10 protein-coding genes are annotated in these 13,787 nt (G+C 67.5%); 3 read left to right on the forward strand and 7 right to left on the reverse strand.

Going from position 1 to position 13,787, the window contains the following annotated elements; translation table 11 throughout:
* Positions 1-470: helix-turn-helix domain-containing protein (locus QZT59_RS09180; protein ID WP_290814605.1), on the forward strand; the 470-nt coding region annotated here is incomplete at its 5' end.
* Between the two features lie 136 nt (positions 471-606).
* Positions 607-3,210 carry a heavy metal translocating P-type ATPase gene (locus QZT59_RS09185; RefSeq protein WP_290814608.1) on the forward strand — a complete coding sequence of 868 codons (2,604 nt, stop codon included), beginning with the start codon at positions 607-609 and terminating at the stop codon, positions 3,208-3,210.
* A gap of 90 nt (positions 3,211-3,300) precedes the next feature.
* Here QZT59_RS09185 and QZT59_RS09190 read toward each other — a convergent pair whose 3' ends face one another.
* The 4 genes from QZT59_RS09190 to QZT59_RS09205 form a co-directional block, all read right to left on the reverse strand.
* Positions 3,301-4,518 carry an MFS transporter gene (locus QZT59_RS09190; RefSeq protein ID WP_290814611.1) on the reverse strand — a complete coding sequence of 406 codons (1,218 nt, stop codon included), beginning with the start codon at positions 4,516-4,518 and terminating at the stop codon, positions 3,301-3,303.
* Between the two features lie 161 nt (positions 4,519-4,679).
* Positions 4,680-5,210: a metal-dependent hydrolase gene (locus QZT59_RS09195; RefSeq protein WP_290814614.1), complete on the reverse strand. Its 531-nt coding sequence runs from the start codon at positions 5,208-5,210 to the stop codon at positions 4,680-4,682.
* 166 nt (positions 5,211-5,376) lie between these two features.
* Positions 5,377-6,405: a helix-hairpin-helix domain-containing protein gene (locus tag QZT59_RS09200; RefSeq protein ID WP_290814617.1), complete on the reverse strand. Its 1,029-nt coding sequence runs from the start codon at positions 6,403-6,405 to the stop codon at positions 5,377-5,379.
* 530 nt (positions 6,406-6,935) lie between these two features.
* Positions 6,936-7,532, reverse strand: a complete 597-nt coding sequence (locus tag QZT59_RS09205; protein ID WP_290814620.1) for a DNA-3-methyladenine glycosylase — start codon at positions 7,530-7,532, stop codon at positions 6,936-6,938.
* Positions 7,533-8,022: 490 nt separating this feature from the next.
* On the opposite strand from QZT59_RS09205, the gene QZT59_RS09210 reads away from it, so the two are divergent.
* The gene (locus tag QZT59_RS09210; RefSeq protein WP_290814623.1) at positions 8,023-9,261 is read left to right on the forward strand and encodes an ATP-grasp domain-containing protein; all 1,239 of its coding nucleotides are present in this window, start codon (positions 8,023-8,025) and stop codon (positions 9,259-9,261) included.
* A 144-nt stretch (positions 9,262-9,405) separates the two neighbouring features.
* On the opposite strand, the gene QZT59_RS09215 is transcribed toward QZT59_RS09210, so the two are convergent.
* The 3 genes from QZT59_RS09215 to QZT59_RS09225 all read right to left on the reverse strand — a co-directional run bounded on the left by QZT59_RS09215 (position 9,406) and on the right by QZT59_RS09225 (position 13,669).
* Positions 9,406-10,758 (reverse strand): RimK family alpha-L-glutamate ligase, encoded by a 1,353-nt coding sequence (locus tag QZT59_RS09215; RefSeq protein WP_290814626.1) that lies wholly within the window; start codon positions 10,756-10,758, stop codon positions 9,406-9,408.
* 265 nt (positions 10,759-11,023) lie between these two features.
* On the reverse strand, positions 11,024-12,493 hold the full coding sequence (locus QZT59_RS09220; protein WP_290814628.1) for a flippase: 1,470 nt from the start codon (positions 12,491-12,493) through the stop codon (positions 11,024-11,026).
* A gap of 423 nt (positions 12,494-12,916) precedes the next feature.
* Positions 12,917-13,669, reverse strand: a complete 753-nt coding sequence (locus tag QZT59_RS09225; RefSeq protein ID WP_290814631.1) for a GNAT family N-acetyltransferase — start codon at positions 13,667-13,669, stop codon at positions 12,917-12,919.
* Between the last annotated feature and the right edge of the window lie 118 nt (positions 13,670-13,787).

Below are 13,787 nucleotides of genomic sequence, written 5' to 3' on the forward strand. Positions count from 1 at the left end.
ACTGGGACCGGACGGACGACTGCACGTCGGTCCCACACGTCGCGCTGGAGCACCTCGGCCGAGGGCTGCTGTTCGAGACCTATCGCGAGGGTCGGCGGTACCGCTGGCGGATCGTCCTCGGGAGCGCGGCGCCCGTGGGCGACTTCTTCGACGCGCTCGCCGACGAGGTCGGCGCCTGCGCCGGGATGGAAGTCCTGCGGTTGACCGAGCTCGATCCGGAAGGGAAGCGGGTTGACGGCGACGTCGGTGACGACGAGAAGCTGCCGGCCGAACAGCGCGTGGCCCTCAGCGCGGCGGTCGAGCACGGGTACTACGAAACACCGCGGGAGATCGACCTCGACGAACTCGCCAACGAACTCGACATTCCGCGGTCGACGCTCTCCTACCGGCTCAGACGGGCCGAGGCAGCGCTGGCGACGTCGTTCGTCGAACGCGTTGACGCGCTGGACGTGATCGCGCCCGCCGAGTGACCGGGCCGGCCGCACTCGATCACCCGGCGGTCGCGATCGAACCGAAAGGGGTTGCCTCGATCGAACCGGAATTGGTTGCCGCGAGTTGGCGTGCGCCAAACAAGGCGTATCCCCGCCGGCCCACTACTGCCAACCGATGAGCGAGCCCTCCGGAGACGAGCCGTCGGGCGGCGCCCGCACGCTCGAGTTGCGGATCCCTGGGATGGACTGTTCGACCTGCGCCGAGAAGGTCGAGCGCAGCGTCGAGACACTCCAGGGGATCGACCGCGTCGAGCCGCGGGTGACGAGCGGCCGCCTTACCGTCGAGTACGACCCGACGGCAGTCGACGAGGCGGCGGTCCGCGACCGCGTCGAAGCGGCGGGCTACGAAGTCGAGGCGACCGCGCGGGAACTCTCCTTCGCGGTTCCGGACATGGACTGCGCGTCCTGCGCGTCGAAAGTCGAGAACTCGCTGACCGAGACGCCCGGCGTCGAGTCCGTCGAGACGCGACCGACCTCGGGCCGCGTGACGACGACGCTGGCGAGCGGCACCGACGCCGAGGACGTGCGGGCAGCCATCGAGGGCGCGGGGTACGACGCCTCGCCGATCGCGGACGATCGAGCCGGCATCGACGAGTCGCGGGCCGTCTGGCGAACGATGCGAGCCGCGGGCACCGCCCTCGGTGCGGTATTCGTCGTCGCGGGGATGGTCCTGCAGTTCCTCGCACCGGAGGCGAATCCGGCGCTGTTCGAGATCCTCGGGCGCACGTACGAGCTCTCGCAGGTTCTCTACGTGCTGGCGGCCGGGGTCGCCGGCGCGCCGATCGTCCGGAACGGCTACTACTCGGCCCGCAACCGGAGCCTGGACATCGACTTCCTGATGAGCGCCGGCATCCTCGCGTCGGTGGCGGCCCACCATCCGTTCGAGGGCGCGATGCTCGCGGTGCTGTTCTCGATCGCCCAGCTGTTAGAGCGGTTCTCGATGGACCGGGCGCGGGATTCGCTGCGCGAACTGATGGCGCTCTCGCCGGAGACGGCGCGCGTTCGGCGCGATGACGGCGAGGAGGAGACCGTCCCGGTCGGCGCCCTGGCGGTCGGGGACGTGACGATCGTCAAGCCCGGGGAGAAGGTGCCCGCCGACGGCGTCGTCCGCGAGGGCGAGAGCGCGATCGACCAGTCGCCGATCACCGGCGAGAGCGTGCCGGTCGACAAGACGCCCGGAGACGAGGTGTACGCGGGGACGATCCTCGAGGCGGGCTACCTCGAGGTCGAGGTGACCAGTCCCGCCGACGAGTCGACGATCGCGCGGATCGTCCGGCTCGTCGAGGACGCCGAACGCGAGAAGACCGAGCGCGAACAGTTCGTCGACCGGTTCGCGAGCGTCTACACGCCCATCGTGGTGGCGCTGGCAGTGGCGGTGGCGACCCTGCCGCCGCTGCTGGCCGGCTGGTCCTGGAACACCTGGTTCCTCCGGGGGTTGACGCTGCTGGTGATCGCCTGCCCCTGCGCGTTCGTCATCAGCACGCCCGTCAGCGTGGTGTCGGGGATCACGAGCGGGGCGCGCAACGGCGTCCTCATCAAGGGCGGACGCCACCTGGAGGCGGTGGGCGAGAGCGACGTCCTCGCGATCGACAAGACCGGAACGCTGACCGCGGGTGAGCTGTCGGTGACGGACGTGGTCGCGCTCGACGGCGCGACCGAGGACGATCTGCTCCGACGGGCCGCCGCCGTCGAGCGGCGCAGCGAGCACCCGATCGGCGCGGCGATCGTCGTCGCGGCGAAGGAGCGGAATCTGGACGCCGACGAATCGGGGGCGGACGACCCCGCAGTGGACGATTTCGAGGCGCTAGCCGGCCGCGGGGTCCGCGCCGAGATCGAGAGCACGACGCACTACGTCGGGAACCCGAGCTTCATCCGGGCGGAGAGTGGGCTCGACCTCGGTCATCGCCACGTCACCGACGGCGGGTCGGACCTGGCCGCCACCGAGCCGCGGTGTCCCGCCGACGACTGCGTCGACGTCCTCTCGGACGTCGTCCAGCGGCTGGAGGCCGACGGGAAGAGCGTCGTACTCGTGGCCACCGACGAACGCTTGCTGGGTGCGATCGGCGTCGCCGACCGCGTCCGCCCGGAGGCCGCGTGGGCGGTCTCCCGGCTGCAGGATCAGGGCGTGCGCGTGGTGATGCTCACCGGCGACAACGAGGGGACGGCACGGGCCATCGCCGAGGAGGTCGGTGTCGACGAGTACCACGCGGAGTTGCTGCCCGAGGAGAAGCTCGAGCGCATCCGCGAACTGGAAGCACGATACGGCACCGACGAGGACCCCGCCCACGTCGCGATGGTCGGGGACGGCATCAACGACGCGCCCGCGCTCGCGACGGCGACCGTGGGAATCGCGATGGGCGCCGCCGGCACCGACACCGCGCTCGAGACGGCCGACGTGGCGCTGATGGGCGACGACCTCGCGAAGCTGCCCTACCTCTACCGGCTCTCCGGGGGTGCCAACGGCGTGATCCGCCAGAACATCTACTCCAGCCTGGCCGTCAAGGCGGTGCTCGCGGCCGGCGCGCCGTTCGGCATCGTCACGGTCATCCACGCGGTCGTGATCGGTGACATGGGCATGAGTCTGGCCGTGACGGGCAACGCGATGCGGCTGGCGGGCGTCGAACCGGACTCGCCCCCCGAAGCGGAGACGTCGCTCGAGCCGAGTTCGACGACCGAACCGAGTTCGTCGGCCGACCCGACGGCGACGGGAGCGCGCTGAACGGATCGGCGAAAGCGGTGAGCCCGGGAGAGCGCTGAACGGATCCGCGAAAGTACCGAGCCCGGGAGCGACGCCGGCCGCCCGACACCATCACCCCCGCGGGACCAGCGTCGAGAGGGCGATGGCGACGGCCACGAGTCCCGCCAGTAGGAAGAACACCTCGTCGAAGAATCCGCGGTCCGCGATGGCGCCCGCGACGGTCGGGCTGGCCGCCCCGATCAGCATGTAGACCGTGCGGAGAAAGCCGAGCCCCGTCCCTTGCATGTCGTCGGGTAGCGCGGCCGTCAGGTAGGGCATCGTCATCACCGTCAGCCCGAGGAGCGCGCTCGAGAACGCCGTCGCCAGGACGACCGCGGGAAGCGTCGAAACGACGGGGAGTGCGGCGAGACCCAGCGCTGCGATCCCCAGGACGACCGCCGCGGTCCGGGGGAGACCGAACCGGTCGTAGGCGGCGCCGGAGACCGGCTGGACGACGATCCCCAGCGCGAAGAACAGGCCGAACAGAGTCGTCGCGGCCGGGTAGGAGAGGCCCTTGACCTCGATGAGGTAGGTGGGATAGAATCCGGTGTAGGCCTGCCACACGGAGAAGCCGAGCACCTGGACGGCCGTGACCAGAACGATCGTCGGGCGGCCCACGCTCGAGAGCACGTACCGTGCCGTTTCGAACGAGAGGGAGTCCACGGCGCTGGTCGGCGCCGACGTCCGCGCCGGGAGGACGATCCAGAGGGAGACCGAGACGAGTACGAACAGCGGTACGGCGAAGCCGAAGCCCAGCTGCCAGGCAAAGGTCGCGGCCAGCAACCCGGCGAACGGCGGCAGGATCACGTTGCCGACCTCGCCGGCCGCGAGGGTGACGCCGACCGCCGCGCCGTCGTTCTCGGGATAGATGCCCGAGAGCGCGGTGTACCGGGCGACGCCGTAGAGGGCCGTCCCGAGTCCGAACAGCGCCGTCGCGCCGAACAGGACGGAGACGGAGCCGGCGGTCGCGACGAGCGCGATCGTTCCCGTCGAGATCGCCGTGCTGATCCAGAGGATCCGTCCCTCGCCGATCCGATCCGCGAGGACGCCACCGGGCAGCTGACCGACGGCGTAGGCCACCCAGAGTACCGACAGGAGGAGCCCTGCGGTCGTGAGGTCGAGGTCGTACGCGCGGCGCAGTTCCGGCAGGAGCGCCGGGTAGACGAGCCGGAGACCGATCGAGAGGAACCAGCCCACGGCGACCGCCGCGAGGATCGGGCCGCGGCCCTCGGTCCGAAGCGCACCCAATCCGGCCACGAGGTCCGCGACGTAGCTCGACCAGCGGTTCACCGATCGATCGATTCGACTCGGCAGCGTATCAAACCTCGCGTGGCGGTCGGTTGGGCCGGCTTTCGGCGCTACGCTCGCCATCGACCGCCTTTCGACGCTACGCTCGCCATCGACCGCCTTTCGACGCTACGCTCGCGATGGACCGGCTTTCGGCGCTACGCTCACCACTCACCGAGTCGTCGACGGGCGCCACGCAGTCCCGGCGTCCCGTCTGAGAGCCAGACGCCGACGGCGACGAGCACGATCGCCGCCTCGAGCCAGAGCGTGGTCACGTCGACGCCGGCGACCGTTCCAAGCGGTTTGACGCCCGTGTACGGGGGCATCTCCGTGATCGGCCAGAGGAGGAACCCGAGCTCGTCGAAGTCGCCGGCGATCACGTGCCACGGAACGTCTGCCGCGATGTGAGAGAGGTACCCGACCGCGAAGGCGACGCCGAGTATGCGGCCGTCGAACCGGATCGCGAGAAGCCAGACCGCCACGACCAACGGCACGGCGAACAACAGCGAGTGGCCGATCGTCCGGCCGACCGGGACGACCCCCCACGCGGCCAGGGGCTTGTCGATCAGATCCGGCAGGGCCGCTCCGAAGACCGCGACGGCGGCGGGGGCTGGTGCAGGCGGCTCCCCGCGGTAGAACCGCGCGTACGCCGACCAGCAGAGGTATCCCACGAAGAGGTGGACGACCGGTTGCACGGTCTGACCCTGGACTTCGACGCTAAAATAGTCCGGGGACCTGACACCGCATTCGACGTCTCAAAGCGGTGGAAACGACGAGCGGGCAACCCGCGATAGCTCCGCATCCACCTCACGATGTTTCGCCGTCTGGCGGTCCGAAAGGAACGAAATCGAGAGCCGAGTCCTACTCCTGGGACTGCGCCGCGTCGATCCAATCCTCGGCGCGATCCTCCGAAATCTCCGCGGCCGAGGCGATCGTGTGAGCCTCCGCGGCGGCGAGGTCGTCGACGGTATCGATTCCGGCCCTGGCGAGGCGCTCTGCGTACGTCGAGCCGACGCCCTCCAGCGCCTGGAGGTTCTTTTGGGCGGCGCCGTGGTCGGCCACTTGTTCGATCGCGTCGGTGGTTTCGGCGGCCACGTCTTCGGTCGCGTCGGTGGTTTCGGCCGCCATTTCTTCGGTCGCGTCGGTGGTTTCGGCCGCCATCCCTTCGGTCGCGTCGGCGACTTCGGCGGTCACGTCTTCGGTCGCGTCGGCGGTTTCGACGGCCACCCTTCTGGTGCCGCGCTGAACCGTGTCCGAAACCTCGTGGGTTCCCTGCTGGGCCGTCTCGGCCATCTCTTCGACGTTCTGGATGCCCTCGATGGTCAGTTCTTCGGCCTCTTGCTGGCTCTCGAGGGTCGACGTGACCGACTCCACGAGCACGGATCGCTGCTGATCGGACAGATCCGCTATCGTCTCGCGGAACTCGGCCTCGAACTCGTCCCACCCCTCCTGCTGGGTTCGTTCGAACTCCGCGAACTGCCGATCGATCGACGCGCGGACGTCGAAGTCGTCCGCGTCGAGGGCCACCTCCAGCGCGTCGAACTGCGCGTGTAGCAATCGCTGAAACAGGGCGGCACCCCGTTCGAACTGCGTGTTCAGCAGCTGTTGGGTTCGACGCGTGCTCTCCTCGAACTGGGCGTCGACCGTCTCCCTGAACTCCTCGTCCTCGATACTCTCCTCGACCGCATCGAGCTGAGCGTCGGCGGTCTGTCGGGCGAGTTCGCTTCCCTGGCGCTGGGCACTACGTTGCATCGTGAGCGCGCTGTGCATCACGCTCTCGGCCGCGTTCTGCTGGAATTCGAGACCCTGTTCGAACAGTTCCTGGCCGTGCTTGATCGACTCGCGTTGCATCTCGAACATCGCTTCGACGGGGTTCGTTGTGTTGGGCATGGGAATCGAAGCCGAACGCGAAGCACACGTCGGGGCTCGCGTCGGTATCGCAGTCGTACGCGCGCCACGTGGACGGAAAAACATTTCACCGATGTGAATGAACTATCAGCATACTCTATCGGATGATATCGTCGGTTCCACACCTCGAATCCGTGCAGCGAGGGCCCTTCGAGCCGCCGAGAGAGGCCGCACGATTTTCGCGCCTCGTAGCGCCCACGCCAGTCAAGACAGTCTGTCGATAGGTCGACCGGATGGTGCGCGCGGTCGCTCGCGTATCCGGCGAAAGCCCTCTCGTTTGGCGGACCGAGCCGACAGGTCTCGGGGCACGGAAGTGGGTCGGCCGAAGGTACCCGAACCATTTTGGAATCGCTGTTATGGGCTTCTGCCCGTACTGTTCGAACGCAGAGGCGATACTCAAGGGGATCGTCTCTCACTCCCCCTTCCACCGCCCCCTTCCACCACCCCCTACCCGTTCGACGAATCGACCGCAGAGCGATCCGCCCGCTCCGATCCCGGGCGCCGGTCGGCGCTCAGTCGTCGGCCTCGTACTCCGCCCAGATGTAGCGCGTGGCGTAGCTGCGATACGGACGCCACGGCTCGGCGATCTCGCGCATCTCGGCCCGGGACAGCTCCGCGCCGTCGTTGTACAGTCGTTCGATCCCGCGGCGAACTGCCAGATCGCCCAGCGGCAGGACGTCGGGTCGCTGGAGCACGAACATGAGGTACATTCGTGCGGTCCACTCGCCGACGCCTTTGATCCGCGTGAGTTCCTCGACCACCTCCCGGTTCGTCGCGTCGGCGAGCCCCTCGCGGGTGAGATCTCGCTCGCGGAACGCCTCGGCGACGTTGCGAAGGTAGTCGACCTTCGTCCGGGAGAGGCCGGCGTCGAGGAGCGTCCCACGACCGGCGGCGAGGACGGTCTCGGGACGGACGTCTCCGCCGAGCGCGGCGAACGTCCGCTCGCGAACGGCAGCGGCGCTGGCCGTCGAGAGCTGCTGGTTGATGATCGAGACGCAGAGTCGCTCGAACTCGTCGACCTCCGGCCGGAGGGGGTGGGGCTCTCGCCTGTCGATCACCGGCGCCAGGACGGGATCTCGTCGGAGGACGGTTTCGGGGTCTGGGGCCATCGAACGGAGGTTGTAGCCCTGGTAGAAAAGATCGTTGGTCGGCGAGTGCGACCGGCAGATCCGTCTATCGCCGGGCCGAACGTCGGGACGCGGGCGTTCGCTGCGACCTCCCGCGACGTCGCATGCCGGACGCGACGCACCGTCCGTCGGAAATCGATCCGTACAGCGGTACAACGCACCCGACCACGTCGCATCGCAGGTGGTTTCCGGCGGGTCCCGTCGGGACGAAGTATACCCGTGAGATACCGGTGATGGACGCGGCGACCTATCGAGTACAGGAGACTGCTGATCGAACGCTGGCACTCGTTTTCCGCAGTTATTCCCCGTGGCCCGAACGCGAGCGTCTCCGGCTGTACCGAACGACTATACCACGACGAGGCAACGATAATAAATAATAGAGGTTCACAAAATTTCCATTGTTTCGTTAGATGTTCGCCCCAATTTACCCTAGTTCATGAATAGTTATCGTCTGTCGCGGTGCCCGAGTGCCATGAACGAACGGAGTGTGATCGTTCCGGCGGTTGCGCCGAGTTCGCTCGCCTGCATCCGCTCGCTGAGCTCCCGCGGCGTCCGCACGATCGCGGTCTCAGAGAACGAGACCGCTCCCGAGTTCTACTCGAGGTACTGCGACGAGAACTACGTCGTACCGGATCCCGCGGAAGATTTTCTCGGTTACGCGAACGCCCTGCTCGAACTCGCGAAACGAAACGACGTCCGCGCCATCACGCCGATCCGGGAGGAAGACGTGTGGGCGCTCTCAAAGTATCGGTCCGAATTCGCGAGGGCCGTAACGCCTCTGTGGCCGACGGTCGAGACGCTTCGGAGGGTCTACGATCGGGTGGAATTGATGGAGATAGCGGCGGCCGCGGGGGTCGGCGTACCGGAGACGCAGCCGTTCGACGAGGTGGACGACTGGAGCCGGAAACAGATCGTCAAACCCCGGTACGCGATACTCACGGCCGACTACGTCTCCGCGCTCTCCCCCGGCGAAGTGGTCCATCCCGGTTCGGTGCGGTATCTCCAGCCCGGTAGCAAACCCGATCGGAGGTCGGTGTTCGAGGAGATGGGACACGAGCCGATCGTTCAAGAGTACGTGCCGGGACCGGAATACGCACTCTGGGCGCTCTACGACGACGGAGATGTCGTCGCAACCTGTCACAAGCATCAGCTTCGGGGATACAGCTACGCCGGGAACACGAGCGTTGCACGGCAGACCGCGGTCGTTCCCGAACTCGAAGAAGTCGGTCGAACGCTACTGGACGCCCTCGATTGGCACGGCCCCGTGTCCGTGCAATTCAAGCGTGATGCGGGGACGGACGAGTTCGTTCTGCTCGAGATCAATCCGCGATTCTGGGTGTCGCTCGCGTGCGCCCACCAGGCCGGGATCGACTTCGCGTACTATTATTGGCGACTCGCTCGCGGCGAGTCCGTCCGCCCCCGTTCGGATTACGAGGCGGGAATTACGACGCACCTCCTCCGGGGAGAGCTCCTGTACCTCCTGAGCATCCTGCGAGAGAACAATCCGTTGGTCGAGCCGCCGCCGCTGCCAGCAGCGGTGTGGGAGGTCGCGTCGTCGATATACCGCCAGCCGCATTTCGATTACTTCAGCGTGACCGATCCGGGCCCCTTCGTCCGCGACGTGCTCAACGTGGCGAACGAAGTATGGTCGGTCACACCGGACGTTACGAGCGGACCGCGGCGGAAAGTATCGAAGACGATCTCGCGATGATCGCGCCGAGGCAACCGAACCCCTGCAAACGCAGATCGGGTCGACCGTGACGTAGCGACTCGCGACGGCCCAGCCAGCAGTTCCCGCACGTCGGCACGTGACGGACGGTTCGGTCCGGGCGAACGGGATTGGCGAAATCCCTCGCTAGAGCTCTTCTTCCTCCTCTTCCGGACTCTCGCGCTCGTCTCGGTCGACGCGCCGGCCGACGTCGACCCGGTAGTTCCCCAGGATGTCGCGACCGAGGATCACCGGGTAGTCCATGTGGGCCCGGTCCTCGACGCTGGCGGTGACGGTGTGGCGGTTGCCGCCGACCCCGACGACCACGTCCACGACCGGCCGGCTGCGGGAGGTCTTGGAGCTGCCCGTCTTGACTTTGGTGATCGCCTTGATCGGGCCGGCGCCGATGGTCGCCGCGAGCTTGGTGTCGATGCTGGTGCGGCTGGCGCCGGTATCGGATTTGGCGTAGACCGTCTCCGAGCCGCGCGTGCCGGTGAGCACGATCTCCTCGGTGTAACCGATGTCCGAGGGCTCGTCGTCCGCGGAGACGGGTTCCGGCGGCAGGAAGGACGGACGCGAGTCGTCGAGCGTCCGCGACAGCTCCTCGAGGCGCTCGGCGTCCACCTCTCCGCCGACGCGCTCGATCGCCTGTTTCGCGATGTACGGCGCCGGACTCACCCCGGTCGCCTGGAAGAGCCCCTTGAACCCCGCCGTGGGGTTGACCTCGAGGACGAACCAGCCGTTCTCCGCTTCGACGAGGTCGACGCCGGCGTAGTCGAGGCCGATCGCCCGCGTCGAGCGGACGGCCATCTCGCGGACCGCCTCGGGGAGGTCGCCGGTCGCGTCTTCGACGTCCCCGCCGAGGGCCACGTTCGTCCGCCAGTCGTTCTCCGGCGCGTAGCGGTACATCGCGCCGACGACCTCGTCGCCGACGACGTAGACCCGGGTGTCCCGGTGGCGCTCGTTGTCGATCTCGATCAGTTCCTGGAGGAACGCGTAGCGGTTGCCGACCTTGGCGTTGACCACCTCCTCGGGACCGACCTTCCAGGTCCCGCCGCCGTGGGTGCCGATCGCGGTCTTGTAGACCGCCTCCTCGCCGAACCGGCCGCGCTCCTGGTTGAGGCGATCTGTCGACAGCGAGAGGAGGACGTCGGGGACGGCGATCTCGTGGTCCGCGAGCACGACGGCCGTCGAGAGCTTGTGGAAGGCCGTCATCGTCGGAACCGGCTCGTTCAGCGTGGGGATGAGCCGCGAGAGCGTGTTGATCAGCCCGAGCTCCTCGCAGGGCTGTTCGGTGTTCGAGAGCAGCAGTCGGTTCGCGATCACGTCCACCGGCGGATCGAGGGTGACGCTGCCCTCCTCGACGCTGATCGTGGTGTTGTCCGTCCGGAGCCACTGGGGTCGGTGGCCGAGACCCTCGACGGCGTTGCAGATCGCTTTCGTCTCCTTGCTGTTGTGCAGGCTCAGTACCCCGACGGTTACCTCGTCGGCCTCGCTCATACGCAACCAACTCGCCGCCACCCGAAAAACGTTGTCTCGTCTCGCCGGAATTGGATCGGGTCGCCGGCTCGAGGAGACTACCGCTTCGGGAGGGCTGGCCGCCTAGTCGTGACGAAGCGCCTCGATCGGATCCACCCTGGTGGCGCGCCAGACGGGGTAGAACCGGAGACGATTCCGACGCTGATCCCGACGCCGTTCGGGATTCAATCGGTCGGATTCCGAAGGGTGGCGTGTGCCCGGGAGCCCGCGGACGAAGACCCGACGATCAGCCGAGCACCGCTCGGACCTCTCGAACCCGTACGAGTCCGCTCGCGACGACGAGGACGGCCCAGGTGCCGACGCCGACCAGCACGGCTAGGGCGAGCAGCGGGAGGCTGGTGATCGACGGCGCGACGAGGCCCACGATGCCAGCCATCACGCCGGTGATGGCGCCGACGCGCACGACGTCGATCCCGAGCTGACGCACCCGCAAGGAGAGTTCAGCGTGGATCACGTAGAGGTTGACCGCGACGTAAACGGTGTGGGTGAGGACCGTGGCGATCGCCGCCCCCATCACGCCGATCGTCGGGATCAGCGCCACGTTCAACCCGAAGTTCGCCGCGGAAGTCCCGCCCTTGGCGATGGCGCGCTCCCGGGCGCGCCCGAGGTAGTCAAGCCCGTCGCTGGTGACGTTGGTGATCGCCTGGAGGATCACGAAGAGACAGAGCAACTGCAACAGCGGGGCGGCCTGGGCGTACTCGCCGCCGAACACGAGCGTAACCATCGGCTCGGCGACGATCGCGAGGCCGGCCGCCGCGGGGACGTAGAGGATCAATACGTTCGAAAGGGCGGTCTCGTACAGTTCTCGTGCGCGTTCGATTTCTCCGGTCGCCTTCCCCTCCCCGAAGTTCGGCGAGATCACGAAACCGAGCGATTCCGCGGGCGCGAGGACGAAGTCCGTGATCTGCTTGGCGAGGGTGTAGAACGCGACGGCCGCCGGGTTGAGGAAGATGCCGACGAGGACGATGTCGATCTGCTTGTCGAGGACGTTCGCGCCCCGCGTCGCCGTCAGCGGCACGCTGTACTCGAGCAGCCGGCGCGACAGCCCCGGCTCCATCCGCGGCGCGGGATCGTGCCGGGCGTACAGCTGGAAGTACAGGACCGTGATTCCGAAGACCGCGGCGATCGCGTAGCCGACGACGTAGCCGAAGAACGCCCCCAGGGCCCCGAAACCCGCCATGACGAACGCCACGGCGAATATCAGTCGCGCGACGCCTCCGGTAGCCCGAACGACGGCGCTGTACACCAGCCGGTTGAAGCCCTGGAAGACCACCTGCGTGAAGACGTCGAACGACTTCGCGATCACGAGGAGCGCTCCCGCGGCCAGGAACGGCGCGGCCGCGGGTTCGCCGAGGAGGTGGGCGACGGGCTCGGCGAACGCGAACAGCGGGATGCAGACGAGCGTGATGGCAACGAGCTTGTAGCCGATCACGTGCCTGAGGAGGTGCGGGATCTGGCGAGGATCTTTCTCCCCGTACTCGGCTACGTACCGCGCGGCCGACTTCCCGAGCCCGAGGTCCGCGGCCAATTGGACGACCGCGAGAACGCCGATCGCCCAGAACAGCAACCCGTACCCGTCGGGATCGAGGAACACTCGCGCCAACAAGATCATCAACAGTGCGCTCGTAATCATGTAGATCGCGCGAGCGGCGAGCGTCGCCGTGAATCCGCGGACGATGTGATCGAGCGAGCGCATGTGAGAGCGGGGCCGTCGCCGAGCGCCCGGCGCGGCTACCCGTCACGACGGCGGATCCGCGAATTGTTATCCGGATCGTTCCCGAAACAGGCGACGCGTACGTCGAGACGTTGGGCCACGCGTACATCGACGGACTGTCGGGCGCTCGGAGCCGACGCCGATCCCGAACGAGGCGCGCCGGGGCGCCCGTCCCGGCGAGTCGACCGCGCCGGAACGGTTCGTGAGGGACGATCGCGGTGAGTACGTGATGCCTACAACCGGAGACGCTTCGCCCCGGTCCGTCGCGATCGATACCGCGGACGAAACCAGCTTCGAACGCTATCGGGGGAGACGAGTTCGATACTGCCCCGAACAAAAGAGGAATCGAGAACGGTCGAACGTGCAGTCGATCCCGGATTCGACCGGGTCACCCACGACCGACGGTCAGAGATACGAGGCGTCCCAGCGCGTCGCCTTCCGCTGGTTGCCACAGACGTTACACTCGATCCGGCCCATCGCATCCATCGCGTTGTCGAGCGAGTTGCAGTTTCCGCAGAACCAGCCGTATCGCTGGTCCCCGTCGGCGGAGTCGTAGGCGGTGTAGAACGGCGCCTTCGAGCCCCTCGCCGCCTCGCCGTAGCTGACGTAGGTCGTCGCCCCGTCCTCGAGCTCGTGAGCCTCGATTCCCCGCCACTCGGCGGACCCGACGTCGCTCTCGACGTACACGTTCTCGGTGTAGGTCTCCTCGCCGATCTCGATCGATCGGGTCCCGGCCCGTTCGAACCCGTGCGCCTCGTAGAACCGATTTCCGCCTTCGTGTTTCGCGAGGACGAACCCGCGCACCTGGTCGGCGCCGCGGTCGAGGAGTTCCTCGCGCGTCCTGACGAGCAGCCGCACGCCCGTTCCCTCCCCGCGGGCGTCCGGATCGACGTGGAGCCAGTGTACGTCTCCGTACGTCTGGCCGTCGCCGACGATCTCGGACTGGGAGTACGCGACGGGGCCGTCGTCGTCAGCGACCAGCACGAGCGAGTCTTCGCTGTCGACGAGGTCCGAGATGGTCTCGTCGTCGTACCACTGCTCGATCGCCGCGTCGATCGTCTTCGCCGAGAGGAAATCCGCGTACGAAGCGGTGAGCGAATCGCGCGCGTTCGAGCGGATCGCCTCGGCGTCCTCGGCGGTGGCCTCGCGTATTTCCATGTTCGAGAGTATGACAGCCACTTACAAAACCTTCGCGCCGCGGTGCAGTTTACGAGTCGACGGGCCGTCGAAAGGTACCGGAGACGGGCGCGAGCGGCCCCGGACGGGTAGCACCCGT

This window comes from Halovivax sp. (assembly GCA_007119345.1).
Taxonomy (GTDB): domain Archaea; phylum Halobacteriota; class Halobacteria; order Halobacteriales; family Natrialbaceae; genus Halovivax.

Bases quoted from the DNA above. Each gene is read 5' to 3' on its own strand.
- QZT59_RS09185 (WP_290814608.1), top strand. From the start codon at position 607: ATGAGCGAGCCCTCCGGAGACGAGCCGTCGGGCGGCGCCCGCACGCTC.
- QZT59_RS09200 (WP_290814617.1), bottom strand. From the start codon at position 6,405: ATGCCCAACACAACGAACCCCGTCGAAGCGATGTTCGAGATGCAACGC.
- QZT59_RS09205 (WP_290814620.1), bottom strand. From the start codon at position 7,532: ATGGCCCCAGACCCCGAAACCGTCCTCCGACGAGATCCCGTCCTGGCG.
- QZT59_RS09210 (WP_290814623.1), top strand. From the start codon at position 8,023: ATGAACGAACGGAGTGTGATCGTTCCGGCGGTTGCGCCGAGTTCGCTC.
- QZT59_RS09215 (WP_290814626.1), bottom strand. From the start codon at position 10,758: ATGAGCGAGGCCGACGAGGTAACCGTCGGGGTACTGAGCCTGCACAAC.
- QZT59_RS09220 (WP_290814628.1), bottom strand. From the start codon at position 12,493: ATGCGCTCGCTCGATCACATCGTCCGCGGATTCACGGCGACGCTCGCC.
- QZT59_RS09225 (WP_290814631.1), bottom strand. From the start codon at position 13,669: ATGGAAATACGCGAGGCCACCGCCGAGGACGCCGAGGCGATCCGCTCG.